The 25,999-nt window shown below is 55.2% G+C and carries 27 protein-coding genes; 22 read left to right on the top strand and 5 right to left on the bottom strand.

The window, feature by feature from the left end; all coding sequences use genetic code 11:
- The first annotated feature begins 558 nt into the window (after positions 1-558).
- From AC6CHQ_RS03390 to AC6CHQ_RS03360, 7 genes are all read left to right on the top strand, one after another.
- Positions 559-1,356, top strand: coding sequence for a transporter substrate-binding domain-containing protein (locus AC6CHQ_RS03390; RefSeq protein ID WP_251240619.1), 798 nt, complete (start codon positions 559-561; stop codon positions 1,354-1,356).
- 80 nt (positions 1,357-1,436) lie between these two features.
- A complete protein-coding gene (locus AC6CHQ_RS03385; RefSeq protein WP_092050652.1) occupies positions 1,437-2,081 on the top strand; it encodes an amino acid ABC transporter permease in 645 nt (214 codons plus the stop codon).
- A complete protein-coding gene (locus AC6CHQ_RS03380; RefSeq protein WP_285859180.1) occupies positions 2,078-2,806 on the top strand; it encodes an amino acid ABC transporter ATP-binding protein in 729 nt (242 codons plus the stop codon). The genes AC6CHQ_RS03385 and AC6CHQ_RS03380 overlap by 4 nt, the downstream gene beginning before the upstream one ends.
- A gap of 177 nt (positions 2,807-2,983) precedes the next feature.
- Positions 2,984-3,655: a response regulator transcription factor gene (locus AC6CHQ_RS03375; protein WP_251240620.1), complete on the top strand. Its 672-nt coding sequence runs from the start codon at positions 2,984-2,986 to the stop codon at positions 3,653-3,655.
- Positions 3,652-5,037, top strand: a complete 1,386-nt coding sequence (locus AC6CHQ_RS03370; protein ID WP_498080896.1) for a sensor histidine kinase — start codon at positions 3,652-3,654, stop codon at positions 5,035-5,037. Before AC6CHQ_RS03375 ends, AC6CHQ_RS03370 begins: the two co-directional genes overlap by 4 nt.
- Before the next feature lie 80 nt (positions 5,038-5,117).
- Positions 5,118-5,519 (top strand): hypothetical protein, encoded by a 402-nt coding sequence (locus tag AC6CHQ_RS03365; protein ID WP_498080895.1) that lies wholly within the window; start codon positions 5,118-5,120, stop codon positions 5,517-5,519.
- The gene (locus AC6CHQ_RS03360) at positions 5,516-7,600 is read left to right on the top strand and encodes an MMPL family transporter (RefSeq protein ID WP_498080894.1); all 2,085 of its coding nucleotides are present in this window, start codon (positions 5,516-5,518) and stop codon (positions 7,598-7,600) included. The genes AC6CHQ_RS03365 and AC6CHQ_RS03360 overlap by 4 nt, the downstream gene beginning before the upstream one ends.
- Positions 7,601-7,655: 55 nt before the next feature.
- On the opposite strand, the gene AC6CHQ_RS03355 is transcribed toward AC6CHQ_RS03360, so the two are convergent.
- Positions 7,656-8,087, bottom strand: a complete 432-nt coding sequence (locus AC6CHQ_RS03355; RefSeq protein WP_251240615.1) for a FixH family protein — start codon at positions 8,085-8,087, stop codon at positions 7,656-7,658.
- A 79-nt stretch (positions 8,088-8,166) separates the two neighbouring features.
- Positions 8,167-9,069 (bottom strand): EamA family transporter, encoded by a 903-nt coding sequence (locus AC6CHQ_RS03350; protein ID WP_498080893.1) that lies wholly within the window; start codon positions 9,067-9,069, stop codon positions 8,167-8,169.
- 158 nt (positions 9,070-9,227) lie between these two features.
- On the opposite strand from AC6CHQ_RS03350, the gene AC6CHQ_RS03345 reads away from it, so the two are divergent.
- Genes AC6CHQ_RS03345 through AC6CHQ_RS03330 form a run of 4 tightly spaced genes read left to right on the top strand, consistent with a single transcriptional unit; the run spans position 9,228 to position 11,821 of the window.
- On the top strand, positions 9,228-9,437 hold the full coding sequence (locus AC6CHQ_RS03345; RefSeq protein WP_424237105.1) for a PLD nuclease N-terminal domain-containing protein: 210 nt from the start codon (positions 9,228-9,230) through the stop codon (positions 9,435-9,437).
- On the top strand, positions 9,434-10,327 hold the full coding sequence (locus tag AC6CHQ_RS03340) for an ABC transporter ATP-binding protein (RefSeq protein ID WP_498080892.1): 894 nt from the start codon (positions 9,434-9,436) through the stop codon (positions 10,325-10,327). The genes AC6CHQ_RS03345 and AC6CHQ_RS03340 overlap by 4 nt, the downstream gene beginning before the upstream one ends.
- Positions 10,324-11,103 (top strand): ABC transporter permease subunit, encoded by a 780-nt coding sequence (locus AC6CHQ_RS03335; protein WP_498080891.1) that lies wholly within the window; start codon positions 10,324-10,326, stop codon positions 11,101-11,103. Before AC6CHQ_RS03340 ends, AC6CHQ_RS03335 begins: the two co-directional genes overlap by 4 nt.
- Positions 11,104-11,116: 13 nt before the next feature.
- Positions 11,117-11,821 carry a CBS domain-containing protein gene (locus AC6CHQ_RS03330; protein WP_251240610.1) on the top strand — a complete coding sequence of 235 codons (705 nt, stop codon included), beginning with the start codon at positions 11,117-11,119 and terminating at the stop codon, positions 11,819-11,821.
- Between the two features lie 73 nt (positions 11,822-11,894).
- Here the strand turns inward: AC6CHQ_RS03330 and AC6CHQ_RS03325 are convergent, their stop codons facing one another.
- Positions 11,895-12,191, bottom strand: coding sequence for a YczO family protein (locus tag AC6CHQ_RS03325; protein WP_251240609.1), 297 nt, complete (start codon positions 12,189-12,191; stop codon positions 11,895-11,897).
- A 228-nt stretch (positions 12,192-12,419) separates the two neighbouring features.
- Here AC6CHQ_RS03325 and AC6CHQ_RS03320 point away from each other — a divergent pair, with 228 nt between their 5' ends.
- The 8 genes from AC6CHQ_RS03320 to AC6CHQ_RS03285 all read left to right on the top strand — a co-directional run bounded on the left by AC6CHQ_RS03320 (position 12,420) and on the right by AC6CHQ_RS03285 (position 18,927).
- Positions 12,420-13,472: a YsnF/AvaK domain-containing protein gene (locus AC6CHQ_RS03320; RefSeq protein ID WP_251240608.1), complete on the top strand. Its 1,053-nt coding sequence runs from the start codon at positions 12,420-12,422 to the stop codon at positions 13,470-13,472.
- Between the two features lie 34 nt (positions 13,473-13,506).
- On the top strand, positions 13,507-13,704 hold the full coding sequence (locus AC6CHQ_RS03315; protein ID WP_251240607.1) for a CsbD family protein: 198 nt from the start codon (positions 13,507-13,509) through the stop codon (positions 13,702-13,704).
- A gap of 198 nt (positions 13,705-13,902) precedes the next feature.
- A complete protein-coding gene (locus AC6CHQ_RS03310) occupies positions 13,903-14,331 on the top strand; it encodes a UCP033725 family protein (protein WP_498080890.1) in 429 nt (142 codons plus the stop codon).
- A gap of 102 nt (positions 14,332-14,433) precedes the next feature.
- Complete coding sequence (locus tag AC6CHQ_RS03305; RefSeq protein ID WP_498080889.1) at positions 14,434-15,594, top strand: betaine/proline/choline family ABC transporter ATP-binding protein; 1,161 nt, start codon at positions 14,434-14,436, stop codon at positions 15,592-15,594.
- Positions 15,594-16,247: an ABC transporter permease gene (locus AC6CHQ_RS03300; protein ID WP_498080888.1), complete on the top strand. Its 654-nt coding sequence runs from the start codon at positions 15,594-15,596 to the stop codon at positions 16,245-16,247. The genes AC6CHQ_RS03305 and AC6CHQ_RS03300 overlap by 1 nt, the downstream gene beginning before the upstream one ends.
- Positions 16,247-17,173, top strand: a complete 927-nt coding sequence (locus AC6CHQ_RS03295) for an osmoprotectant ABC transporter substrate-binding protein (RefSeq protein ID WP_498080887.1) — start codon at positions 16,247-16,249, stop codon at positions 17,171-17,173. The genes AC6CHQ_RS03300 and AC6CHQ_RS03295 overlap by 1 nt, the downstream gene beginning before the upstream one ends.
- 4 nt (positions 17,174-17,177) lie before the next feature.
- Complete coding sequence (locus tag AC6CHQ_RS03290) at positions 17,178-17,855, top strand: ABC transporter permease (RefSeq protein ID WP_092050606.1); 678 nt, start codon at positions 17,178-17,180, stop codon at positions 17,853-17,855.
- Between the two features lie 235 nt (positions 17,856-18,090).
- The gene (locus AC6CHQ_RS03285; RefSeq protein ID WP_251240602.1) at positions 18,091-18,927 is read left to right on the top strand and encodes a metallophosphoesterase; all 837 of its coding nucleotides are present in this window, start codon (positions 18,091-18,093) and stop codon (positions 18,925-18,927) included.
- A gap of 24 nt (positions 18,928-18,951) precedes the next feature.
- Here the strand turns inward: AC6CHQ_RS03285 and AC6CHQ_RS03280 are convergent, their stop codons facing one another.
- Positions 18,952-20,010, bottom strand: a complete 1,059-nt coding sequence (locus AC6CHQ_RS03280; protein ID WP_498080886.1) for a PQQ-dependent sugar dehydrogenase — start codon at positions 20,008-20,010, stop codon at positions 18,952-18,954.
- Between the two features lie 110 nt (positions 20,011-20,120).
- On the opposite strand from AC6CHQ_RS03280, the gene AC6CHQ_RS03275 reads away from it, so the two are divergent.
- Entirely contained in the window at positions 20,121-21,329 is a 1,209-nt protein-coding gene (locus AC6CHQ_RS03275) for an MFS transporter (protein WP_498080885.1), read from the top strand.
- Between the two features lie 56 nt (positions 21,330-21,385).
- Here the strand turns inward: AC6CHQ_RS03275 and AC6CHQ_RS03270 are convergent, their stop codons facing one another.
- Positions 21,386-23,035 carry an SLC13 family permease gene (locus tag AC6CHQ_RS03270; protein ID WP_498080884.1) on the bottom strand — a complete coding sequence of 550 codons (1,650 nt, stop codon included), beginning with the start codon at positions 23,033-23,035 and terminating at the stop codon, positions 21,386-21,388.
- A 310-nt stretch (positions 23,036-23,345) separates the two neighbouring features.
- Here AC6CHQ_RS03270 and AC6CHQ_RS03265 point away from each other — a divergent pair, with 310 nt between their 5' ends.
- Together AC6CHQ_RS03265 and AC6CHQ_RS03260 are read left to right on the top strand one after the other, a co-directional pair.
- Positions 23,346-24,101: a gluconate 2-dehydrogenase subunit 3 family protein gene (locus AC6CHQ_RS03265; protein ID WP_251240598.1), complete on the top strand. Its 756-nt coding sequence runs from the start codon at positions 23,346-23,348 to the stop codon at positions 24,099-24,101.
- A gap of 15 nt (positions 24,102-24,116) precedes the next feature.
- Complete coding sequence (locus AC6CHQ_RS03260) at positions 24,117-25,829, top strand: GMC family oxidoreductase (protein ID WP_251240597.1); 1,713 nt, start codon at positions 24,117-24,119, stop codon at positions 25,827-25,829.
- The last annotated feature ends 170 nt before the right edge of the window (positions 25,830-25,999 follow it).

Genomic DNA, 25,999 nt, shown 5'->3' with positions numbered 1-25,999 from the left:
TAGTCGGGGGCTTCCCCCTGCAAGAGTAGGACATCGCTGGGCACAAAGCCGTCTCCTTATGGAGGCGGTTTTTTTGTGCGGAAAATTAACTGCGCTTCCGGTTGAAAGGCAGCCTGTCCGGACACACTCATCGCTGGATTTTGGGTTGAACGGGGCTGTCCAATAAGAAGTAATTAAATTCTACGGCCAACAGCAGTGGCGTCGGGAGACGCATCTCCTTCGTGCGGGGCTTGTTTGAGGAGGCTTCCCTGTCCTACGGGAATAGCCTTAGCCGAAGACGCCGGAAGACGCCGCAGGAGGGAGTCCGAGGAGTGCAGCTAATGCCTCAACGCTTTCGCTTTTGAGCGCCGGCGGAAAGCGACCAGAGCCGCTGCTGTTTGCTTTTTAAGTTGGAAATACACTTTTTGGACTGCCCCGCTCAGTGGACACGCTAAAGAGCCTCTCTATATATAGCGCTTACCTTTTGGAAAAGGCGGAAATTAGCGAATTATCATTCTAACGACACGGCGGTTGTGGTATTGTTGAGTTGGATGATTCTAAAGACAGGGGGGCTTTTGATTGAAGAAGTTAAAGTTTTTGCTGACACTTGCAGCGCTTGTACTGTTCCTGGCAGCCTGCGGGAGCGAGGACGATGGAGCGTCTGAAGAAAACGGTAATGCCGGTGAAGGGGGCGGCGATGGCGAGACGTATACGGTCGGCATTGACACGACCTATCCGCCATTTGAGTTTGAAGACAGCAACGGGGATTACAAGGGGATTGACGTGGATCTGATCACCGCCATCGCAGATAGCCAGGGGTTTGAAATTACACTCGAGCCGATGGACTTTGGCGGAATCATCCCGGCTCTTCAGGCAGGCCAGCTGGATGTGGCCATTGCGGGGATGAGCATCACGGATGAGCGAAAGGAAGTCGTCGATTTCTCAGATCCGTATTTTGAAGCAGGTCTGACACTTGTTGCCCAGCAGGACAACAATGAGATCGAGGCGCTTGAAGATCTGGATGGAAAGACTGTGGTTGTCAAATCCGGCACGACCGGTGCCAAGTTCGCACAAGATAACCAGGACGAGTACGGGTTTGAAGTCACAGTGCTTGAAGACAGCCCATCCATGTTCCAGGAAGTGTCGAACGGCAATGCGGATGTCCTGATTGAAGACTATCCGGTCATCGCGTATGCGATTGCGGAAAGCAACCTGGACCTGAAGATCGTGGGGGATCGCCTAAACGGAGACAACTACGGCATCGCGGTCCTGAAGGGTGAAAACGCGGATCTGCTTGAAAAGATCAATGCCGGTCTTCAGGAGCTGAAAGACAGCGGCGAGTACGATGAAATCCTGAACACCTATATCTCGGAATAAGCCGGACAGGCAGACGGCGCGCTGATGCGCGCCTTTTCCATTTAACCATCAGGAATTCGCAACGACGGGGGAGTGAATAAATGGAAACGATTATCGAATCCCTTCCCATGCTGTGGGAAGGTCTGAAAATGACGCTTTATATTTTTGCTGTCGCCATTGTCCTTGGCTTTCTTATCGGACTTGTCATGGCGCTATTGCGGCTTTCGCCGTTAAAGATTCTGAACTGGATTGCCAAAATCTTCGTGGATGCAATACGGGGTACGCCGTTTATCGTCCAGCTGTTCTTTATTTATTTTGGCCTGAACTCATTTTCTTGGGTGTCCCTGGATAAGGAATGGGCCGGAATTGTCACGGTCGCAATCAATGCCGGGGCATACTTCGCGGAAATCATCCGTGCGGGGATCCAGTCCATCGACAAAGGACAGACGGAGGCAGCGCGCTCACTCGGACTCACACAGTCCCAGAACATGCGCCATATCGTACTGCCGCAGGCATTCCGGCGGATGCTGCCGACGATCACGAACCAGGCAATCATTTCACTTAAGGATACATCGCTCCTGTCGATCATCGGAGTTGCCGATCTGACGCAGCGAGGCCGGGTCATCGTGAGTGCTACATTTGAACCATTCACCATATACCTGGCACTCGGGGTCATGTATTTTGTCATTATCTATCTCCTGTCACTCTTGTCCGGCTATCTGGAAAGGAGGTTTGTCCTGAGATGAGTATGATTCAGGTGAACAATCTCAAGAAATCGTTCGGGAATCTGGAAGTCATCAAAGACATGTCCACTGCCGTGGAACCCTCCGAAGTAGTTTGTGTCATCGGGCCTTCGGGATCGGGAAAGAGCACGTTTCTCCGGTGCCTGAACCGACTGGAGGAAATATCCGGCGGTCATGTCTATATTGACGGGGTGGATATCACCGATCCGAAAAACAACATCAACCAGATCCGTCAAAATGTCGGGATGGTATTCCAGCACTTTAACCTGTTTCCTCATATGACGGTTTTGGATAATCTCACGCTCGCACCGGTCAAGACCGGAAAGCTGAAGCCGGAAGCTGCAGAGAAAAAGGCACTTGTACTACTGGATAAGGTCGGTCTGGCCGCCAAGGCAAAGGCTTATCCTGGTGAACTGTCGGGCGGCCAGAAACAGCGTGTGGCGATCGCCAGGGCACTAGCGATGGACCCGAAGGTGATGCTGTTCGATGAGCCCACCTCCGCGCTTGACCCGGAAGTGGTCGGCGATGTTCTCGGCGTCATGAAGGACCTGGCAAAAGAGGGCATGACGATGATCGTCGTGACCCATGAGATGGGATTTGCCGCCGAGGTGGCTGACCGGGTGCTGTTCATCGACGGGGGCTATATCGTCGAGGAGAATGTCCCGAAAGAACTGTTCGGCAACCCGCAGCATGAGCGGACAAAAGCGTTTCTCAGCAAGGTTCTATAAGAGTATCCAGACACCGCCTCTTTTTATGGGAGGCGGTGTTTTCTGTACATCCACGGGGCTAATATTAGGCTGACTCAAGCTAACTGAAACTCATAAAAGGCATGTAATGATCAGCCGTTCCCGCTTGTCCCCTCTTCCCTCGTATTGCACAATGGATTCAGGAAAGAAGGGATGAACGTGAAGATTCTGGTTGTGGATGATGATCCGGGGATCCGGGAACTGGTCCGGATCACCCTTCAGGATGCGGGATACCGGGTTGCTGTCGCGGGCGATGCCATCGGTGCACTTTCGCTGCTGGATACGGAACATCCGGATTTGGCGGTTGTCGATGTCATGATGCCCGGCATGGACGGGTTTGCGCTCACGAGGGAACTAAAGTCGTTCAGGGACATGCCGGTGCTGCTCCTGACGGCAAAGGGGACGCTGGAAGACAAGGAACGGGGATTCCGGGCGGGGTCCGACGACTATGTTGTGAAGCCGTTCGAGCCGAAGGAGCTTCTGTTCCGGGTGGAGGCGATTCTGCGCCGTTACAGGAAAGAGGAAGAGGCGCCAATTTTGGCCGGCCCGCTCGAAATTGACCGCCAGAGCTATGAGGTGGCCTGCGGAAACAGGACGCTGCTGCTTCCCCTGAAGGAGTTTGAGCTGCTTACAATTCTCGCATCCAGGCCGAATGTGGTGTTTGAGCGTGAACGTCTTCTGGAGCGTGTATGGGGGCTTGATTATGAAGGAGATGACCGGACGCTGTCAGTGCATATCAAGCGCATCAGAGGACGCCTGGAGGGGCTTACAGACCGGGTCTCGATTGTGACCGTGCGGGGAGTCGGCTATAAGCTGGAGATCCGCCCATGAAATCACTGTATGGCAAGTTCGTCCTTGCGTCAGTCGTGGTGCTCGCCTCCGGGCTGATCCTGTCCTATCTTATCGTCAATACGGTGTATCACCGTGACATGAAGGAAGACAATGATGCAAAACATGTCGCGATCGCCGGTTCGATGGCCGCTTTCATTGAGAAGAACGGATCGCTCGATCTTGACCAATACCTGCAGACCCATGCGGATGCCGGATATATCCTGTACGCTACGGACAGCGAAGGTGGCGGGACCTTCTACGGCGGTCCGTTTGACGACAGGGCCCTTCCTCCGGGCACGGTCGGCAAGGTGCTTTCCGGGGAGGTTTATCATGGCATGCGCGACCTGCCCGCTGAGACGTTCTGGGCGGGATATTTCGCCAACGATCTCGCCAACACGGCCGGAGTCCCGTTTACATATGACGGACGGCCCCACGCACTGTTTATCCGGCCGGACATCGGTCTCCTGTTCAGTGAGCTGCACTGGCTGACGGCGATCATGCTCGTGTCGATGGCGGTGATCGGCTTTGCAGCGGTTCTGGTCACGGCCAAACGGCTGATCCGGCCGCTGACGGAACTGACGGAGGCGACGAACCGGGTGGCGGAGGAGCGCTTTACGGAACTCCCGGATATCCGCCGGGGCGACGAGATCGGCCAGCTGTCGGACAGCTTCCGGAGAATGGTCGGCAAGCTCGCCGAAAATGACCTGGCGCGCAAGGCGTTCATCAGTGATGTTTCGCATGATTTCCAGTCGCCGCTGCAGAACATGCAGGGCTATGCGAAGCTCCTTATGGATCCGGAGCTTCCCGCGGACCGCCGCCAGGAGTATGCAGAAATCATCCGGGACGAATCCGCCAGGCTCTCGGCACTGTCCGGCCAGCTGCTGCTCCTGAGTTCGATCGACCAGTTTACCGAGCTGCCGGAACACTGTCTTTTCAGCGTATCCCGCCAGCTGAAAGAGACCGTACACAGGTCCCGCTGGCCGTTCGAGGAAAAGGGGATTTCGGTGACGCTTGAAGTGGAAGAAGCATCTGTCACGGGAGACCGTGAACTGCTCGGAAAAGTATGGGAGAACCTCCTGTCCAACGCGGCAAAGTACACGCCTGAGGGCGGGGAGGTCCGGATCACTGTCAACGATGGCCCGGATGGCGTCACAGTGAATTTTGACGATTCAGGGCCGGGGGTTCCGGCAGGGGAGCGTGAGCGGATATTCGAGCGGTTTTACCGTTCTGACAAAGCGAGAAGCGCGGGAGGCGGCACCGGACTCGGGCTTTCGATCGCCGGAGCGGTTATCGCGCTGCACGGCGGCCGCCTCACTGCCGGAGATTCCCCTTCCGGAGGGGCCAGATTTACCGTGTTCCTGCCTGAAAAGACCCAGGGTTGAACGTTTTGTCACCCCAAGTTCATCTTCCGTTCAACTTGGGAACTTATAATGAAATCATCAAGTGAACGGAGGGATTCAACATGCAAGAAAAATGGAGTCTGCGCCTCATGCGCATCGCAGCCATTTTCGGACTGATCGGTACGGTGATCGGCTCCCACATGGCGGGAGCGGGATCCTATGCGTTCCGCCCGATCCACGCCCATATCCTGCTCGTCGGCTGGCTGTCGGTGTTTTCCTGGGGCGTCTTTTATAAGCTTTATGCGGTGCGTTCACAGAAACTGGTCGCCATCCACGGCTGGACCGGGATCCTCGGGGCCATTGGCCTCACAACGGGGATGTGGCTGCAGTTCATGCAGCCGTTCGGAATCAATGAAACGTTCTCGCTTATCTTCTATATCGTCGGCGGGACCACTCTGCTTGTCGCGTTCGCATTGTTTGTAGCGGTAACCTTTATGACAGAGAAAGTAGGGAATCGCCGATGAAAGGGAAGCGGAAGTATTGGGCGACCCTGCTCGTCTGGATCATTGCTGCCTCCGTGCTGTCTGTTGTGGCACCGGGTGCCAGGGACTTTTTCGAGCCGAATGAAAACTCCGGGCTTCCTGCGGATGAGCCGTCGATCGTCGCTTCGGAGCGCATCAACGATTACTTCCCTTCGGAGGAAGGGGTTCCGGCTATCGTCGTTGCAGAAAACGCGGATGGCCTGACCGAAGAACAGATCACTGCCTTTGCGGAAGCGATCGGCGGGCTTTCCGAAAACGGGTCCTATGAAGACGTGACGGTCATCCCGGCTCAGGCGCTTCTCGGAACAAGGGATACGTTCCTTTCCGAAGACGGAACGGTGTTCTTTGCGCCGGTCACGCTGCCCGGCCTGGAAGGGACAGAGCTGAAGGTTCTTCTTGACGACATGAAAGAAACCGTCGCCTCGGAAGCGGGAGACGGCATGGAAATCTATTGGACCGGGCCGGCGGGAATCGCGGCCGACGCTGTCGAACTGTTTTCCCGGGCGGATGTCGTCCTGATCCTGTCGACCGTCGCCATTATCCTGGTCCTGCTGCTCATCATCTACCGCTCGCCGCTTCTGGCACTGATCCCGCTTATCGGGGCATCGATCGTCTATACGGTCGTTGATAAAGTGGTCGGACTGGGCGCATCTGCCGGCTGGTACGTCACCGAAAACCAGTCCATCTCGATCATGCTCGTCTTGCTGTTCGCGGTCGTCACTGACTACTCGCTGCTTGTTTTCTCGCGGTTCCGTGAAGAATTGCGGACGCATGAAGATACCGCCGAGGCGATGGATGCCGCGGTCAGGGGTGTCAGGGAACCGATCTTCTTCAGCGGAAGCACGATCTTCCTGGGTGTCCTTACTTTGTTCGTCGCACTTTATGAGTCCTACCGGAACTTCGCGCCGGTATTTGCCATCGCTGCTGCGATCATTCTCATCGCCGGCCTGACATTGCTTCCAGCCTTATTCGCCATCGCGGGGCGCAAGGCATTCTGGCCAAGGATCCCGGCTTATGGCGAAGAGAAAGCCAAAAAGAAGACGATCTGGGCCCGGCTTGCAGAAAAGGTCACGGCCCGTCCGGTCGCATTCCTGATTCCGGTGCTGGCCGTGCTCGTCCTCGCTTCGATCAACACGGTAAACTACAAGGAATCATTTGACCTGATCAAGTCGTTCCCGGATGATCTGTCTTCACGCCAGGGATTCGAAGTGCTCGGAGATACGTTCGGCGAAGGGGAGCTGGCTCCGGGAACGGTGCTTGTCGTTTCTGAAGGCACAATCACGCCTGACCAGGCAGCCGGACTCGCGACGGCCATCGAACAAGAACCGGGCATCGCCAATACCTCGTTCCAGGGAATGCCGGTATCGGAAGACGGCGAGGCGGTCCAGGTCACGGTCACGTTCGACTCGAACCCGTATGAAAGCGACGCGCTGGATGCGGCGAACCAGTTGAGGGACCGCGGCATGGAAATCGCAGAAGAGGCGGGAATCGATGCCGCCGAATTCCATCTGTCCGGCCAGAGCGCGATCAACGCGGACCTCAGGGACATCAATGACCGTGATACGCTCATCATCATGATCGCCGTCGCCCTGCTGATCACGCTCATGCTGGCGTTCCAGACCCGTTCTCTGATCGCGCCGCTGTATCTGATCGGCACGCTGCTGCTGTCATTCGCTGCGACTCTCGGATTATCGATCTTCCTGTTCGATGTGTTCTTCGGGACGGATGAAATCAGCTACCGCATCCCGCTTTACACATTCGTCTTCCTGATCGCGCTGGGTGTCGACTATTCCATCATGCTCATCGCCCGGATCCGTGAAGAGAGGAAGCATCATGAGCTGAAGGAGGCCGTTAAGCTCGGCATTGAGAAAACCGGCGGTGTCATCAGCTCGGCAGGTCTGATCCTGGCCGCGACATTCCTTGTGCTCGGGACGATGCCGATTTACGAACTTAAACTGTTCGGCATTATGATGGCACTCGGTATCCTGATCGACACATTCATCGTAAGGCCGCTGCTGATCCCTGCAATCATTCTCTTGCTTGGGAAGCGGAGCGGAATCTGATCAAACCATAAAGCCCCGCAGGTCCTGTCATCATGACGGTCCTGCGGGGCTTCTGTTATTCGATAATGATGTCCTTGGCCGGCATGGTGTGCTGGCCCCGGGCAGTTGTATGCGGGATGACTTTGTAAGTGCCCGGCTCATCGAAGGTCTTTGTAATGGGGTACGATTCTTCCCCGTCGAATTCGGCCACGATCATTTCACTGTCTCCGGCCTCGTTCCGGATTTCATACTTCACTTCATCCGCGTCTTCAACAATTTCATCGCCCATCGTGACGATCGTGCGGATGGTGACTTCCTCGCCAACGGTCGCCTTGTCCGGCAATTGCATATCTACGGTGAGCGGGTGTACGTCTTGTTCGGCATCCATCTCTTCGTGTCCGGCATGGTCACCACCGGTTTCTCCCGTCTGGTCATCAGAGGTGCCGCAGGCGCTGAGCAAGAAAACCAAGAAAGCCGACAAAAGAGTGAAAGTCATTTTTTTCTTCATGAAAGTACCCTCTTTCCATTGATCTACTGACTCTATCAAACCATATGGGCATCCGAAAAACGTGACAAACAAAAGGCGATTAAGTCGATTCCGTGACGTTGGGCGGAGCGGAACGCCTGCGTTCAAACAGTGAGGGCACGATCATGCCGATAAGGATGACGATGATACCCGCAAGCTGCAGAACCGAGAATGGCTCATGCAGCAGAAGAACCGATACGGTGACCGCGACAGGCAGTTCGGCCGAGCTCAGAATCGAGGACATGCCGGAGCCGACATGAGGAACCGCCATGCCGAACAAGGCAACAGGCGCAATAATCCCGAAGACGCCGAGCAGCAGCCCATACATCCAAAGGCCATCCGGCAGGCTGCCATTCCAAAGGATTTCCGGAGATTGGAAAACCGATATGACAATCACGGCTGCAAAAGAAGTGACAAGCATGCGGGTGAGCGTATCCATACCTTCTACTGATTTACGGTTTGAGAAGATGAACAGGGAGAAGGTGAGTGCGGCGGCCATTCCCCAAGCCCATCCCTGCCAAGGAATGCCGGTCAGGTCAGTGCCGATCAGGCCGGCAGCCAGCACTGTGCCCGCAAAGAGCAGGACTAGTGAGAAGACTTCTGCCCGGTTGGGCAGCCTTTTTCTGGCGATGCAGTCGATCAGCATGCCGATCCACGTAAACTGGAACAGCAGGACGACGGCAAGGGATGCGGGAAGGTAGATCAGCGATTTCCCATAGACGATTCCGGTCGCTGCCGTAAATACGCCCGCCGGAATCAGTGCCGATGCCCCTTTCAGATTCGGCAGCCGCCTGTTGATGGCGGCAAACAGGATCAGCGCCAGGAAAAAGCCGGTCATGTATTGGGCGGTGACCGCCTCGGACGCTGTAAAGCCGGCGTTCATCGCCAGCTTGATATTGGTTGACAGGATGCCGTAGCAGGACGAGCCAACTGCGATCATCACGGGATAAATCCATTTTGGCATTTCTGTGTTTCCTCCATTCCAACCGATAGTATAGCATGGCCGGAGGGTGTGGAGGGAATGGGAGCGTTACTGATGCGGAGCGGCAAGATTTTCTTCCGGACGAAACTTTGCCGTCCGACGGAACGTAGAATAATCATCATGATCATGGAGGGATTCCCATGTCTATTACCGAACAGTTAGCTGAAATCCCTTGGGGGCTTATTTGGCCGCTGATTGCGATTCAGCTCGTTCTCATGACCGCGGCGCTGATTGACCTGAACAGGAAACGCTCGGCGAACGGCCCGGTCATTCTTTGGGTATTCATTATCATCTTCATCAATACGATCGGTCCGGTCCTCTACTTTACGGTAGGGAGGCGGCATTCGTGAACCCGGTATTGGAAGTATCGGGGCTCACGAAACAGTATGACGGGATCCGGGCAGTGGACGACCTGACGTTTTCGCTCGGGGAGCATACGGCGACGGCGCTGATCGGGCCGAACGGTTCCGGCAAGACGACGACGCTTTCCATGCTCGCGGGGCTGCTCCGGCAAACGTCCGGCACAATCCGGTTCAGCGGAGAAGGGAAGGATCCTAGAAGTGCCATCGGGTTTCTTCCCCAATATCCTAATTTCTTTCCCTGGATGACGGCCATCGAATACATGGAACTGGCGGCGGGACTGAGCGGTCTCGAGGGCCGGAGTGTGCGCTCGGCATGCGAGAAGACACTCGGCTTCGTCGGACTCGGAGATGCAGGGAAAAAGCGGATCGGAGGCTTTTCAGGCGGGATGAAGCAGCGGCTGGGCCTTGCCCAGGCGATCATTCACCGGCCTTCGCTTCTGCTTCTGGATGAACCGGTATCAGCACTTGATCCAGCGGGCAGGCGTGAAGTAATGGAGATGCTGAAGGAACTCGGCGGGACGACGACCATCCTGTACTCAACCCATATTTTGAATGACGCGGAGGAGATGACCGACCAGCTGCTGTTTCTCCGGAGCGGCAAGCTGATCGAGCAGGGTCCTCTCCGTGAAGTCAGGGAAAAGTATGGCGGTTCGGGATACAGGGTCTTGTTCAATAACCCGGAGGCGGCGGAGCGGTTTGCCGCATCGGCGCCGTGGGCTGCACGTGCTGAGAGTTCGGCCGTCACGATTTCCGGAGACGCGGTTTCGATGGAAGAATTGCTCCGGTTCGCCGGCAGTCATCCGGCCGGCATCACCGATATCGGCAGGGTATCCGTGAGGCTCGAGGACATTTTCATGAAGGTGGTGGAGCGGCCATGAAGCAGTTCAGCCTTTTACTCGGCAAGGAATGGCGTGAGCAGGCGAGAAGCTTCAAGCTCCTCTGGGTCCCGCTCGTCTTCATCTTTTTCGGAGCGCTGGAGCCGCTAACCTACCACTTCCTTCCTCAAATTCTGGAAAGCGTCGGCAATCTGCCGGAAGGAGCGGAGTTCATGCTGCCCGAGATGACAGGAGCGGACGTCTACGCTTCGCTCACCGGCCAATATCAGACCATCGGGTTGCTTGTCCTCGTGCTTGCATTCATGGGTTCTCTGTCGGGAGAGCGGAAAAGCGGCACACTGCTGTACGTGCGGCCGATCTCATACGCGGCCTACTACTTGTCAAAGTGGACAGCTGCCGTGCTGCTGGCGGCCGCGTCGCTCTGGCTCGGTTATGGAATGGCAGCGACGTATATCGTTCAATTGTATGAGGCAGTGCCAGGTTTCAGGGATGTGGCCCTGTTTCTCCTGGTCATGGCCGCCTGGCTCATCTTTGTTGTGACACTCACGCTGACGGCAAGCGCGGCGCTTCCGACCGGCGGGGCCGCAGGTGCGTCGCTTGGCATCCTGTTTATCGGCATGATGATCGATGGGCTTGTCGGGACGTACTGGACCTGGTCCCCGTGGAAGCTTCAGGGATACGGACTGATGTATCTTACAGGCAGCCCCGACTCCGGTGACCTGGCAGGCGCGCTTGGCGTGACTGCCCTGATTACCTTCATCCTGATCCTGCTCGGTATCCGGCAGGCCCGGAAAAACGCGGCAAAAGCAAAAGTATAAAGGGGGAAGGACGATGACAGCCAGCAATTCCGAACGGTTCCTGGTCGCTTTTAACCGTATTGAAAAGGCGCTTGAGAAAATGACCGGTTCCAACACTTATGTCTCTTTTTTTAAGCTGATCGACTTTGCCAAAAAGAAGAATGCCATCGTCCGCCGCTTTGAGGATGACCTGCGGGAGTACGGCGACCTGCGCAACGCCATCGTCCATCACCGGACCGCAATCGAGTACGCCATCGCGGAGCCGCATGGCGAAGTCGTGGAGAAGATCGAACAGATCGACCGTATCCTCACCGAACCGCCCGTTGCGGGTGGTCAGTTCCGCAGGCAGGTCCGCATTTTCTCCCCTGACGACTCACTCGCAGATGCGCTCCGAATGGCGGGTAAAAAGAAGGATTTCCAGATTCCAGTATTTGAGGATGGTGAGTTCCGCGGACTGATTTCTCCTTCCGGTCTGATGGAATATTTGGCCGAAACAGTTGCTGATGACGTCATTTCCCGGGAAATAACGACGCTTTCCGACATCCTCCGCCATATCCATACCGGGCGCTCCTATGAATTCATCTCCGCCAATCTGTCTGTTTATGCGGCGGAAGAGATGTTTTCCGATGCAGTCGTGAAAGGGCGCCGGCTGGAGGCGCTGCTGATTACGGAAAATGGCCGGCGCGATGAAAAGCTGATTGGCATCATCACACCCTGGGACTTGATGAAAATCGAATAGTCAGCATGAACGCATCCGCAAAAATAAGCCCCCGGACGGCATCTGTGCCGCCCGGGGGCTTATTCCTGTCTGATTATCGCTCATCTTCCAATGTTTCTTCATTTTGCTGATAGTCCGCGCCGGGAAACTTCTGCGTGGTTGAGGAGTCATGTTTGGTCATGCGGTTATGGTTTTCCTCGATCTCCTCCTGTTTCCGGTCTTCTACGGGAATGGCATCGACATGCTTCATATCTTGATCCCTGTCGTAGATGCTCTCGCCCTGCAGGCCTTTCATGTTTTCGGGGTTGTCCTTATTCTCGGGAGTGAGATCCAGCTCCTCTTCGGTTCCCCAAGTTTCTTCTACTTTTTTCTTCTCCTGACGATTTTCCATCTTCCGCACCTCTTTCCTTTATTAACCGGTTATTACCGTCTTTTTTAAGGCAATCCGGAGGTTTTCATACTTATATTATTTCCATGCGCACGTGGCTTCAAACCAGTGCCGGCAACTGCCCGGCTCTTTAAGTCTTTCATTTTTGTAATAGTTTCAGACTCTGAGACCCGGGTAAACATCAAGTAGTCGCACCTCAACATCAACAACGAAAAGATGGAGGGATTCAGTATGGTAAACAGAAAGTATATTGGTACGTATGGTACAGAAGAAGAAGTGATGAACAAGATCGAGCAGCTGAAGACGGAAGGGTATGACGAATCGCATCTTTATGTGGTGACGAACAACTCGGACAATCTGAATACGCTGCGTGGCCGGATGGACGTCGACGCCCGTGGCACGGATGACGACCGCGGCTGGCTCGACCGTTTCATGGACTTCCTCGGCGGCGACGAAGCAAACCGGGGCGCCTTCAATGACATGGGCTTCACTGAAGAAGAGGCGAATCAGTACTACAATGATGCACGCGACGGCGGCATCCTGCTGTTTGCGGATGCGGATTATGGCCGTGCCGGCGGTGACATGATGAACAGCACTGACGTGGGCCACTACGACTCCACAAATGTCGGCCATTACGACTCCGGCGTGGTCAATGAGGATGGCATGACGGTGGATGCACCTCCACTCGGCGAAGGCCGCGGTGAATCCGTCGGTTCCGGCCGCTTCACGGAAAGCGAGCATCTCCATACCCATGCGCATGAGCATGATCATCACGATCACCTCCATGAAGACGACGAGGCACGCCGCCTCCGCCTCCATGAGGAAAAGCTCAGTGTCGACAAGGAACGCGTACAGACAGGCGAAGTCGATATCGACAAGCATGTCGTAACCGATGAGCAGACAGTGGAAGTCCCGGTAACGCGTGAAGAAGTTTACGTGGAACGCCGCAAAGTCGACGGCGAGATGGCTGACGGCGAAGTGTTTGAAGACGGTGACAGCATCCACATCCCTGTGACGGAAGAGCGCGTCGAGGTGACGAAGCGTCCGGTCGTCAGCGAAGAGATTGTCGTCGGCAAGCGTGAAATCCAAGATACGGAAACAGTCAGCGAAACAGTCCGCAAGGAAGAAGTGGATATCGACAAGTCCGGCAATGTCCATGAAGAATACGGCCGTGCCGGAGGAGAAACACGCGCATTCGATGAATCTGCGTCTGATTTCGATCTGAACGACGAAGAAGACCTCGAGCTGCGCAACCGTAACCTTAACGATCGCGACCGCCTGTAAGCGGCACATATCCAATTTAAGGAGGTCATGCATCATGGCAGATAGAGACAACGGTTTTTCCGATAAGGTAAAAGGCGCCGTCAATAAGGTGAAAGGCGAAGCGAAAGATCAATGGGGCAATGCTACGAATGACCCATCCACCCAAGCCGAAGGCAAGTACGATAAAGCGAAAGGCAACGTGCAGGACAAGGTTGGAGATTTGAAGGACAGATTCTCTGACGGCGAACGATAATCATCTTCAAGCCGGGGAGGCGTTGCTTCCCCGGTATTTTTATTGGGTTTAAATAGGCTTATAGTCATATGTCGAAATTCCACAAATTCATGGGAATTGAATAAAAACATGACTAAATGTAGTTGAAAGAATTTTCAAATAAATTTATACTGGAAGAAATAGAAAGAGAAAAGAAAAATAGGGGAAAGGCGGGATAATATGAAGTTGAGGAAGGGCAGGTATGCCAAATGGCAGGGAAATGTCTATGAACTTGCATCCTATCAGCGGATCTATTACCTGAGCACGGACGATTCTTCGCTAGCCCAACAAGGTTTCCGGCCCCAAAATGGCCGTCCGGGACGTTATATCCGCGAAGTGTCCGTCAAAGACTTGGAGGATGCGTATGAGGTAATTCCCTATACCATCTACAAAAGCCACCGTTTTCTTGTGGAAGGAGAAACCGAAGACGGAAACCTGGTATTGATTACAAGTGATCCTTATGTGCGGAATGATGTGAATGTAAAGCCTTATGGCAGGCATGAATTCATCATCGAAGTTTCGCCGCATGAAGTCGATCTTGCCGAAGAGCGGAGAGGCATTCTAGGATTCAGCAGCCAAACATCCATATATCAGAAAAATCTGAAGTGATGAAAAAACAGTATGTTATACTTGAGATAAGGTTCACCGTACAGGTGGACCTTTTTGGAGTCTGTCAGATCAGTAAAAAAATGAAGTCGGAGGTTTTGGGATTTGCTTGTATTTGATAATGTTTCAAAAGTCTATGCAGGCGGCAAACGGGCCGTCGACAACCTGAATCTTGAAATTGGAGAAGGGGAATTTGTCTGCCTGATCGGCCCGAGCGGCTGCGGAAAGACCACAACGATGAAGATGATCAACCGGCTTGTCCGGCCTTCTGAGGGTAAGATTCTCCTGAACGGAGAAAACCTGCTTGATAAAAATGTCGTCGAACTGCGCCGGTCGATCGGCTATGTGATCCAGCAGATCGGCCTGTTCCCCCATATGACAATCCGCGACAATATCGCGCTTGTCCCGAGGCTGAAAGGGACTTCCGTGGAAGACCGAAACCGGCGCGCGGAGGAGCTTATGGACCTCGTCAATATGCCGAAGGAATTCCTCGACCGCTATCCGCATGAACTGAGCGGAGGCCAGCAACAGCGGATCGGCGTACTGCGGGCGCTTGCTTCCGACCCGCCTCTGATTCTTATGGATGAACCGTTTGGAGCGCTTGACCCGATCACCCGGGATTCTCTGCAGGCGGAGTTCAAGCACCTGCAGCAAACCCTGGGCAAGACGATCATCTTCGTCACCCATGATATGGACGAGGCACTGAAATTGGCCGACAAGATCGTCATCATGCGTGCCGGGAAGATCGTGCAGGTCGGTTCGCCGGATGAAATCCTGGGAAGCCCGGCTGATGAGTTTGTCGAGGACTTTATCGGGAAAGAACGCCTTGCGCAGGCCAGGCAGCAGCTCCAGACGGTGGGCCAGATCATGAATCCGGATCCGGTGTCCGTCGGCATGGGCGAAACGCTGTCACAGGCCGTCAGGGTAATGCGCAAACGCCGTGTCGATTCCCTTCTCGTTACAGATGGAGCGGGTGTGTTCCGCGGCTGGGTGACAGTCGAGATGATCGACAAACATAAAAACTGGGATTCCGCAGTTGCGGACATCATGGAAACGGATGTCCCGATCGTCCGTGCGGATACCCTTCTTCGCGATGCGACGCGCAATATTCTCGTCCGCGGCCTGAAATATGTGCCGGTCGTGGACGAGCGGAAGCACCTGGCCGGCATCCTCACACGCACAAGCCTTGTCGATGTCCTGTATGACTCCGTCTGGGGGGACGCTGAAGACGAATCTTCCGGCCTGGCTGACGGGGAGGGAGCCTGATGGACAGTATCCTTAACTTCTTCTCCGAGTACGGTGCACTCCTTTTCGAGAAGACCTGGGAACACTTGCTCATCTCGTTTGCAGCATTGGCGCTGGGAGTGATTGTGGCGGTGCCGCTCGGCATCCTGCTTGTGAGGCTGCCGAAAGTCTCTGGGCTCGTCATGGGCATCGCCGGCGTCGTGCAGACGTTCCCGAGCCTGGCGATCCTGGCATTTTTCATTCCGCTGCTCGGCATCGGAAAAGTGCCTGCGATCGTGGCGCTGTTCCTATATTCCATGCTGCCGATTCTCAGGAATACATATATCGGTGTGAAGAACATCGACGGCAATCTTATCGAAGCGGCCCGGGGCATGGGCATGACCACCCTTCAGCGGACGGTACGGGTGGAGCTGCCGCTTGCGGTTCCGGTCATCATGGCCGGTATCCGGATGACCGCCGTTTACCTGATCGGCTGGGCGACGCTTGCCTCATTCATCGGAGGCGGCGGGCTTGGTGACTTCATCTTCGACGGGCTGAACCTGTTCCGTCCGGATCTCATCATCGGCGGAGCAGTGCCGGTCACGCTACTGGCGATCCTGCTTGACTGGCTTCTCGGCAAATTGGAGAAAGCGGCAACCCCTATCGGTGTCCGTTTGGAAAGGGGGGAGGCGTGATGAAAAAACGTCTGTTTCGGACCAGTCTGATTTTCGCGCTATCAGCCGCCCTTCTTGCGGGCTGTTCACTCCCGGGGCTCGGGGGCGGCGCGGACGGAACGGTCCGCATCTCGACTCTGACCCACACCGAAACGCAGGTCCTCGGCCATATGCTCCGCCTGTTGATCGAGGAAGAAACCGATCTGAAAGTGGAAATGGTCGAGAACCTGGGCACTTCGATCATCCAGCACCAGGCGCTTACCGACAGTCAGGTTGATATCACCGCAGCACGTTATACGGGGACCGACATGGCCTCGATCCTTGATGTCGAACCCATGAAGGATCCCGACGAGGCAATGGCCTTTGTCCAAAAGGAGTTCGACGAACGCTTTGACCAGGTCTGGTATGACTCTTACGGTTTCCAGAACACTTACGCCTTCACCGTGACGTCGGAACTTGCCGAACAGGAGGGGCTCGAGACGGTGTCTGACCTTGAGAAGGTCGCTGACAGCCTGACGCTCGGCGTCGACAATAACTGGCTGAATCGTCAGGGTGACGGATACCCCGGATTTGTCGAGGCCTATGGGTTTGAATTCGGCGAGGCACTTCCGATGTCGATCGGGCTCGTCTACCAGGCAGTGAAAAGCGGCAAGATGGACGTCGTCCTGGCCTATAGCACGGACGGACGGCTGAAGGCATTCGACCTGAAGACGCTTGAAGACGACAAACAATTTTTCCCGCCGTATGAAACATCCCCGGTCACGCGCAAGGACGTGCTGGAGAAGCACCCGGAACTGGACGGGCTGCTCAAGCGCATGGCCGGTACAATCGATGCGGAAACGATGACGCAGCTAAACTACGAGGCTGACGTCAACAAGAAAGAGCCTGCCATTGTCGCAAAAGAGTTTCTCGAAGAACACAACTATTTCAGGGACAAGGGGGAATGATGAAGTGGAAACCATCCAGGAACTGTGGAATTATTATCAGCTGAACGGATCCTACGTCATGGAACAGTTTTTCCGCCATTTCCTCATGTCGGCCTACGGCGTGCTGTTTGCCGCGGTCGTCGGCATTCCTACAGGCATTCTGATCGCCCGCTACGGCAAACTGAGCGGCTGGGTGCTGACGGCGGCCAACCTGATCCAGACGATTCCGGCGCTTGCGATGCTCGCGGTCCTCATGCTTGCCATGGGACTCGGCGCCAACACCGTTGTCATGAGTCTGTTCCTTTACTCGCTTCTGCCGATCATCCGGAACACCTATACCGGTATCAGGAGCGTCGACAGTTCGATTTTGGAAGCGGGGCGCGCAATGGGGATGACCGGGTCCCAGCGCCTGTTCATGGTGGAATTGCCGCTGTCGCTCTCGGTCATCATGGCCGGTCTGCGCACAGCGCTGATCATCGCGATCGGTGTCGCGACAATCGGCGCGTTTATCGGCGGCGGAGGCCTCGGATCGATTATCATCCGGGGCACGAACGTCACTGATGGTGCAGCGATTATCCTTGCCGGCGCCATTCCGACTGCCCTAATGGCGGTTGTTGCGGACGTTGTGATGGGCTGGATTGAAAAAGCCCTATCGCCTGCCAACCAGAAACGGGCCGCCAAAGCCGGCACGGCAAATACGTGACAGATTCACCCCCGCAAGAGAACTTGCGGGGGTGTTTTTTTGCGCTTGGTATCGCGAATCTCCGTGCTGCGTCCGAAAACTTCCAATCACTGATGCGAAACACGCCGGACGTCATGTTCTGCCTGCCATAATCGTACAATTCCGAAAGCCGGATTTCATTTCCGTCATCAGTCCTCATGCGGTACAATGAGAACACTTTGAAACTCCTGTTTTAAAGGGAGAAAGGAAGACTGCAATGAAGAAATTTCTCCTGTTCCTGCTGCTGATTGCCGCAGCCGCCGCGTATATCGTCTACGATAACGGACGGCTGACGGTGACTGACTATACCGTTTCGGACCCGCACATCCCGGAATCCTTCGACGGATTGAAAATCGTCCAATTATCGGATGTCCATGACGGGGAGTTCGGCGGGGAGCAGGCAGACCTCATCGAGGCCGTCCGCCGGGAAAAGCCGGATTATATTTTCCTGACAGGGGACTTTATCGACAGCAACCGATATGACCTTGACCGCAGCATGAAAATGATTCCCGCACTTACCGGGATGGCGGAAGTCTTCTATGTGACCGGCAACCATGAAGTCGCAACAAATGAAGTTGATGAAATCACATCCGCCCTCTCGGATGCGGGTGTCCATGTGCTCCGGAACCGGGCGATGGTGGTCGGCTCGGGCAACAGCAGCATCGCAATCGCGGGCATCGATGATCCGCTTTCCGGTGTCGGTACGGAAGGGGAGGCGGCGTTTACGCAACATGCCATCGAACAGGCGACAGCGGAAGTGCCGGAAGGGATGTTCACGGTGCTGCTTGCCCACCGCCCTGAACAGTTCAGCACCTATGCCGACATGGGTATGCCTCTCGTTTTCTCCGGTCATGCACATGGCGGGCAGGTCCGCATTCCGTTTGTCGGCGGGCTCAACTCGCCGGGGCAGGGCTGGTTCCCGGATCTGACGTCAGGCATCCACAGCCAGAGCGGAACGCAGCTGGTCATCAGCAGAGGTCTCGGAAACAGTCAGTTTCCGCTCCGCATTCTGAATACGCCGGAGATTGTCTCCGTCACTCTTCAATCCGAATAGCAACAATCACACCCGGGTACGGCCTCAGCCGTTGCCCGGGTTTCTGATTTTCATGAGGCGGTCGTCGCCCTCGCGCGGGGTACCCCGACCATCCGTGTTGTTTGTAATAAAATAAATTGAATCTCCGTCCGCAAACACATCGCGCACGCGGCCGTACCCCTCAATTTTCCGGATCAGAGTGCCGGTACCCGGATCGAACACGAGGACTGCTTCACCCCGTAGCGCACCCGCATAAACAAGACCACTGTGATAGGCAAGCCCGGACGGCGCCCAAGTCTCGCCGTCTCCCGAAGTCGCAAGGGGACGCTCCATGCCTTCACGCTGTTCCGTTCCCTGGATTACCGGCCAGCCGTAGTTCCGTCCTTCTTCAATCCGGTTCAGTTCATCATTGGCCGACTGGCCGTGTTCGGTCGCATACATCACGCCGTTTTCATCCCAGGCGAGCCCCTGCGGATTTCGGTGCCCCATCGTGTACACTTCGAATTCCCCGGCTTCATTCTTACGGACGATTTTGCCGTTCAGCGAGTCCGGATCCTGCGCGGTGCCGGGATCCTGCCTGTCGCCGATCGTCGCGAAAAGAGCGCCGTCCGGGGACAGGGCCAGCCGGCCGCCGTGGTGCACAGGGCCGGACATCACCATATCCAGATGGATTTCAGTCTCCTGCCAGCCGGCATCATCACGTCTTAGCGTGACGATGCGGTTTACCGGTCCGGAATCTCCCTGGTAGGTGTAGTAGGCATAGGCTTCCCCACTTTCGGCGAATCCGGGCTTCAGGACAAAGCCCATGAGCCCCGCCTCGGCCGCGCCGGACAGCGGGGCGGAAAGTCCGGCATCCAGCCGCCTCACTGCCCCGTCCTGTCCGATCTCCGCGATGGTTCCGCCCCGCTCGGAAACATAGAAGGTATCCCCGTGCCGGTCGATCGACCATGGAGACCTGAGCCCTGAAGCGACTTCACTTACTCTGCCCGTCCCGCCACTGACGCTTCCGCCGGCAGGAAGCGCATTTTCCGCCTGCTCCTTTTTTTCGCCTGTACACCCTCCCGCAATCAGCAGGGAAACAAGGATAACCACCAACTTTTTCATCCGGAACCGCCCCTTTCTGCAGGTACTTCCTTCATCATACCCGGAGGAGATTTTTCCATCCCTCCGGCGCTTTGCTATAATGGGAGAATCATGGATGGGAAGTGTTGTACATGGAGAACCGGACAGATCCGCCCGCTTATACGATGAGAGATGCCGCGTTCTGGAAGATTATCTCGTCGCTAGGTTTTGCTTCGCTGTTTGTGTTCGCTGCAATGTATACGACACAGCCGCTCCTGCCGCTGTTCACTAAAGAGTTTGGCGTGTCGGTTTCTTCATCCAGCCTGTCCGTGTCGCTCACGACGCTGGGTCTCATCATCGGCCTGCTCGTCATCAGTTTTCTGTCCGACCGGCATGGGCGGACGCTCTATATCAAATGGTCGGTCGCGCTGTCGGTCATCCCGTTTTTCATCATGCCGCTCACCGACTCGTTCTGGCTGATCCTGGTGCTCCGCTTTTTCCAGGGGTTTACGCTTGCCGGAGTGCCTGCCGCGGCGATTGCCTATATCAGTGAAGAGATGGACCGGAAAAGCGTCAGTTTCGCGACAACTCTATATATCTCCACAAATGCGCTAGGCGGCATGGCGGGCAGGGTGCTGACGGGGTATGTCACTGAGCTCTATTCCTGGCAGACGGCGTTTTATGGCCTCGGCATTGCAGGGGCGCTGATCGCCGCTGCAGTCATTTTCCTATTGCCCCGTTCCAGGAGGTTCGAAGCTGCTGACGGGACCATTCGCCAGGATATGGAGGCCTTCCTCTTTCACCTGAAGAACCCGCTCCTGCTCATCTCGTTCGGTCTGGGAATCGTTCTTCAGTTAAGCTTCACAGGCGTCTGGACGTTCCTGCCGTTCCATCTGCAGGGAGAGCCGTTCAGCCTGTCGCTTGAAGCCATTTCATATACATATTTCGCCTACGGCATCGGCGTAATCGGCTCGCCGCTTGCCGGCTGGCTGTCAGTACGGCTCGGCATCCGGCCGGTCCGGAAGGCCGGGGTGCTGATCCTCTCGGCCGGGATCCTGCTGACGCTTGCGGAAAGCGTCACGATGATCGTCGTAGGTCTTTGTGTGATCTGCCTGGGCTTCTTTACCGCCCATTCTCTCACAGCGGCCACAGTCGGCCGTGATGCGCCCCACCACAAGGGCAGCGCCTCCAGTTTGTATCTCGTTTCGTATTATATCGGCGTTGCCGCGGGAAGTACGCTTTTGTCGCCGCTCTGGACAGCGGGGGGCTGGACGCTCCTGATCCTGTTCACAGCGATCATCCCAATCATTTACCTGGCGTTTGCCATTGCCGCAAGGAAACGGCTCGCGGCACACGCGTAATATCCTCATACGAAAAGCCCTGCACCCGAGTTCTCGGATGCAGGGCTTATTTATATTTATTTAAGGAACTCCGGCAATGCGTTCAGGTCGATGCCGAACACAATCGGCAGCAGGAACCAGATAAATATCGGCACGAGAACGATGCCCATGATATTGAGGGCAAGTCCGGCCTTCGCCATATCCGGAATCCTAAGATAACCGGAACCGAACACGACTGCGTTCGGCGGTGTCGCGACCGGCAGCATGAATGCGCAGGAAGCGGCAACGCCGGCAGCCACCATGAGAGCGAACGGATGGACGCCGAGTGCGACAGCGAGTGCGCCCATGATCGGGTACATCATCGCGGCTGTCGCCGTATTGGACGTGATCTCGGTCAGGAAGATGACTAGTGCCGTGACGACAATGATCACGACGATGAGCGGAACGGCATCAAGTGCCGTCAACTGGCCGCCGATCCATTCGGAAAGTCCCGAGCCGACAAAGCCTGCGGCGATCGCGAGTCCGCCGCCGAACAGGAGCAGGATGCCCCATGGCAGTTTGACGGCCGTTTCCCAGTCAAGCAAGCGGTCGCCTTTCACGTTCACAGCCGGGATGGCGAACAGGACAATCGCGAAGAACATCGCGATGACGCCGTCACTGAGGCCCGGCAGGAAATTCTGCAGGAAGAACGAACGTGTAATCCAGGACAGCGCAGCGAGAATGAAGACGGTGAAAACGAGCTTTTCCTCGGTCGAGGCACTGCCCAGTTTGTCTTTCTCGGCACGGATCATCTCACGGCCGCCTGGCAATTCTTTGATTTTCTGCGGAAAAGCAACTTTTACGAGATACAGCCAGATCACAAGGATGAACAGCCAGGCGAATGGAGTCCCGAACAGCATCCACTGCCCAAAGGATATTTCAATGCCGTACATCTTTTCCATCGCAGCAGCGAGCGCTGTATTCGGCGGTGTGCCGATAAGCGTTGCAATCCCGCCGACAGAAGCGGAATAGGCAATCCCCAGCATAAGCGCCTTTCCGAAACCGAAATTCTCCTGTGAGGTATCGACCGATGGATCATTTTTCAGGGCATCAGCTACCTGATAGGTGATGGCAAGGCCGATCGGCACCATCATCATTGCGGTTGCCGTGTTGGAAATCCACATCGACAGGAACCCGGTGGCCACCATGAAGCCGAGCACGATTTTGTTTATATTCGTGCCGATTGCCGAAATGATCGTGAGCGCGATGCGCCGGTGAAGGTTCCACTTTTCCATCGCGAGCGCGATCATGAATCCGCCCATGAAGAGGAAGATATTTTCGTCCCCGTATGCGGAAGCGGTCGCTTTCACGTCCAGCCCGCCCGCCAGCGGGAAGAGGACGAGCGGCAGGAGCGACGTCACCGGAATCGGCACCGCCTCGGTAATCCACCATGCCGCCATCCAGACCGTTCCGGCCAGAATGGCACGCGCCTCAGGTGAAAGCCCCTCGGGATTAAAGAAGAACAGGATCAGGAAAAAGAGGAGCGGGCCTGCGATAAGTCCGATCATTTGCGGGGTGGTATAGCTCCGCTCGTTCCGCTTGTTTTCCGGGTCCTTTTCCGTGTAGCCGAACGGCGTCCCCGAGCCCTCGGCACTCATCATGACTTTGTTGGGCCGGATAAAGAATGTAAAAAGACGTTTTGCTTCATCGTGCCAGTCCCACATCCGGGACCAGGTATTTTGGAACATATGTATGACCCCCTTTGTCGTACGCTGTGGCTAAACAGCCTTCATTATTATACGCCGTGTTACAACACAGGGACAATCAGTCTTTTAGAAGAAGATCAAATTTTGTTACAAAAGACTCACTTCCTTTGGAGTTCAACAAGATCTTATAGCATATTATTGCCATTTTTCGGTTTAGGGTACAGGGGGGGAGGGAACGGTCAAGTACAAGAATATGGGCGCGAAGCATGCAGTACCGGTATAAAACGGATATCCGGGAGGGCATGCTCGTTGTAGATTTCTCATATTCAATGAATTCAAAGGAGGAACAGGCATGGCGGATGAAAGGAAAGACGTCTCCCGTCGCGATTTTCTTAAGACGGCCGGTGTAGCCACAGGTGCGCTTGTAGGCGGCGGCGTGATTGGCGGTCTCATCGGCTACAACGCAAAGGACGGCGGTTCCGCAACCGATGAGGAGAAGCGGAGCGGGGGCAGGGCGGACCAGTCTGCAGGCTCACCGGGCGGCAGGATGTTCTTCACGAACGACCATGACTTCAACGTCCTATCCGAAGCGACCGAGCGGATTTTACCGGAAGATGACCTTGGCCCTGGCGCTATAGGGCTCGGAGTACCTTATTTCATTGATCATCAGCTGGCAGGTGCATACGGGAATAACGAACGGGAATACATGCAGGGTCCGTTTTATGGAGGCGAAGTGACGCAGGGTTATCAGAGCCGTCTGCGTCGAAAGGATATCTTCCTGCAAGGTATCAGGAAGTTGGATCAGGAGGCGCAGAGCCGCTTTGAGAACGGCTTTGCCGATCTGGAAGGCGATCAGATGGACGAAATCATCACGGCTTTCCAAAAAGATGAGATTGAGATGGAAGGAGTCACGGCCGGCTTTTTCTTCCGGCTTCTTCGTTCTGCCGTGCTTGAAGGTGCTTACTCTGATCCGATGTACGGTGGAAATGTAGGCATGGAAGGATGGAAGATGAAGAACTTCCCTGGCCATCAGGCATCTTACATCGACAAGATCGAAAGTGAAGACTTTGTTGAAATCGATCCTCAGTCCCTTGGCGGACATCATTGATTAGGAGGGAAATAAATGGCGACTACTTTGGACAAGGTAGATGTCGTAACGGTTGGTGCCGGCTGGACGGGCGGCATCATCGCTGCGGAGGCGGCAAAAGCGGGGCTGAAAGTTGTAAGTATTGAAAGGGGACGGGAGCGTGGGACCGAAGATTTCCTGCGCGTCCACGATGAGTACCGTTACGCCATCCGTTACGAACTCATGCAGGACCTGTCAAAAGAGACGATCACATTCCGGAACCGGCGTGACCAGCGTGCACTACCAATGAGAACGATGGGTTCTTTCCTTCTTGGTGAAGGTCTTGGCGGTGCTGGTACTCACTGGAACGGCCACACGTGGCGATTCCTTCCGTATGATTTTGAAATTAAAACTATGACCGAACAAAAGTATGGCGCAGACAAGCTTGGCCCGGAATACCAGCTCCAGGACTGGGGAATTACATACGATGAACTGGAGCCGTATTTTGACAAATACGAGTACACTTCCGGGATTTCCGGTGAAGACAAAAACCCGTTTGCGGGGAAACGCTCCAACCCTTATCCAACACCACCGATGAAGAAGACGCCAGTCCTGGAGAGGTTCGAAAAAGCCACGAGTGATCTGGGCTATACGCCGTTTATGCTGCCTTCAGCCAACCTGTCGGAAGCATACACGAATCCTGACGGACAGACGATCAACGCCTGCATGTACTGCGGCTTCTGTGAGCGTTTCGGCTGTGAATACGGCGCGAAGACTTCTCCTGAAATTACCGTCATCCCTACTGCTAGGGAAACAGGAAACTATGAGATCCGTTTCCATTCAAACGTGGTTGAGATCCTGCATGAAGGCGGAAAGGCGACGGGCGTCCGGTATATCAACTGGATGTCGGGAGAAGAGTTTATCCAGCCAGCGGAAACGGTGGTTCTGACAAGTTATGTCATGAATAATGCCAAGCTTCTGATGGTATCCAACATCGGTGAGATGTACGATCCTGAGACAGGGCGCGGCACGCTGGGCAAGAACTACTGCTATCAGATTCTGCCTGGTGCAACCGGTTACTTTGAGGAGCAGTTTAATACGTTTATGGGTGCGGGTGCACTCGGAATGTCGATTGATGACTTTAACGGCGATAACTTCGATCATAGTGATCTCGACTTTATCCATGGAGGAAGCATCTCGATCACTCAGACAGGGAACCGTCCGATTGCGACGAACCCGGTACCGCCTGATACGCCTGCCTGGGGATCGGAGTTCAAAAAGCAATCGATCCATTACTATAACCGTACACTGAGTATCGGTACACAGGGAGCATCCATGCCTCACCGGGATAATTATATGACCCTGGATTCACAGTATAAGGATGCGTACGGGGTTCCGCTTCTCCAGGTGACCTACAACTTTACCGACCAGGACCGTGCCCTCCACAAGTACATCACGGAAAGATGTGTGGAAATCATGGAGAACATGGGAGCTGAACAGGTGGTCGGACGAGCACCGATTACAGACTATGATATTGTTCCTTACCAAACGACGCACAATACGGGAGGAACGGTCATGGGTGCGGACCCGGCCAACAGTGTCGTGAACAATTATCTGCAGCATTGGGATATAGAGAATCTGTTCGTCGTCGGAGCAGGAAACTTTGCACACAACGGCGGCTATAACCCGACCGGAGTTGTCGGTGCGCTCGCCTACCGCTGCGCAGAAGGCATCATCAAATACAGCAAAGAAGGCGGCTCGCTGGTTTAAGTGCTGATGGCGGCTGTTCAGCTCCGACAGGCATTAGACGGTCTGTGCAGCGGGGCCTGCCCCGCGGAGCGGAACGGCTTATGACCCGAGCCCCTGGCGCCAGAAGCCGGATAAGTCTAAGTGCATAAGGCGGGGGAGGTTTAGCCGTCCCTGAATAGAGGAAGTTTAAG

Source organism: Bhargavaea sp. GQ12 (genome assembly GCF_059758705.1).
Note: the sequence above shows the minus strand (reverse complement) of the source record. Positions and strands in the feature narration are given on the sequence as shown.

Coding starts and splice junctions, on each gene's coding strand:
- AC6CHQ_RS03385 (WP_092050652.1), top strand. CDS start 1,437: ATGGAAACGATTATCGAATCCCTTCCCATGCTGTGGGAAGGTCTGAAA.
- AC6CHQ_RS03380 (WP_285859180.1), top strand. CDS start 2,078: ATGAGTATGATTCAGGTGAACAATCTCAAGAAATCGTTCGGGAATCTG.
- AC6CHQ_RS03370 (WP_498080896.1), top strand. CDS start 3,652: ATGAAATCACTGTATGGCAAGTTCGTCCTTGCGTCAGTCGTGGTGCTC.
- AC6CHQ_RS03365 (WP_498080895.1), top strand. CDS start 5,118: ATGCAAGAAAAATGGAGTCTGCGCCTCATGCGCATCGCAGCCATTTTC.
- AC6CHQ_RS03360 (WP_498080894.1), top strand. CDS start 5,516: ATGAAAGGGAAGCGGAAGTATTGGGCGACCCTGCTCGTCTGGATCATT.
- AC6CHQ_RS03355 (WP_251240615.1), bottom strand. CDS start 8,087: ATGAAGAAAAAAATGACTTTCACTCTTTTGTCGGCTTTCTTGGTTTTC.
- AC6CHQ_RS03350 (WP_498080893.1), bottom strand. CDS start 9,069: ATGCCAAAATGGATTTATCCCGTGATGATCGCAGTTGGCTCGTCCTGC.
- AC6CHQ_RS03345 (WP_424237105.1), top strand. CDS start 9,228: ATGTCTATTACCGAACAGTTAGCTGAAATCCCTTGGGGGCTTATTTGG.
- AC6CHQ_RS03335 (WP_498080891.1), top strand. CDS start 10,324: ATGAAGCAGTTCAGCCTTTTACTCGGCAAGGAATGGCGTGAGCAGGCG.
- AC6CHQ_RS03330 (WP_251240610.1), top strand. CDS start 11,117: ATGACAGCCAGCAATTCCGAACGGTTCCTGGTCGCTTTTAACCGTATT.
- AC6CHQ_RS03325 (WP_251240609.1), bottom strand. CDS start 12,191: ATGGAAAATCGTCAGGAGAAGAAAAAAGTAGAAGAAACTTGGGGAACC.
- AC6CHQ_RS03320 (WP_251240608.1), top strand. CDS start 12,420: ATGGTAAACAGAAAGTATATTGGTACGTATGGTACAGAAGAAGAAGTG.
- AC6CHQ_RS03315 (WP_251240607.1), top strand. CDS start 13,507: ATGGCAGATAGAGACAACGGTTTTTCCGATAAGGTAAAAGGCGCCGTC.
- AC6CHQ_RS03310 (WP_498080890.1), top strand. CDS start 13,903: ATGAAGTTGAGGAAGGGCAGGTATGCCAAATGGCAGGGAAATGTCTAT.
- AC6CHQ_RS03300 (WP_498080888.1), top strand. CDS start 15,594: ATGGACAGTATCCTTAACTTCTTCTCCGAGTACGGTGCACTCCTTTTC.
- AC6CHQ_RS03295 (WP_498080887.1), top strand. CDS start 16,247: ATGAAAAAACGTCTGTTTCGGACCAGTCTGATTTTCGCGCTATCAGCC.
- AC6CHQ_RS03285 (WP_251240602.1), top strand. CDS start 18,091: ATGAAGAAATTTCTCCTGTTCCTGCTGCTGATTGCCGCAGCCGCCGCG.
- AC6CHQ_RS03280 (WP_498080886.1), bottom strand. CDS start 20,010: ATGAAAAAGTTGGTGGTTATCCTTGTTTCCCTGCTGATTGCGGGAGGG.
- AC6CHQ_RS03275 (WP_498080885.1), top strand. CDS start 20,121: ATGGAGAACCGGACAGATCCGCCCGCTTATACGATGAGAGATGCCGCG.
- AC6CHQ_RS03270 (WP_498080884.1), bottom strand. CDS start 23,035: ATGTTCCAAAATACCTGGTCCCGGATGTGGGACTGGCACGATGAAGCA.
- AC6CHQ_RS03265 (WP_251240598.1), top strand. CDS start 23,346: ATGGCGGATGAAAGGAAAGACGTCTCCCGTCGCGATTTTCTTAAGACG.
- AC6CHQ_RS03260 (WP_251240597.1), top strand. CDS start 24,117: ATGGCGACTACTTTGGACAAGGTAGATGTCGTAACGGTTGGTGCCGGC.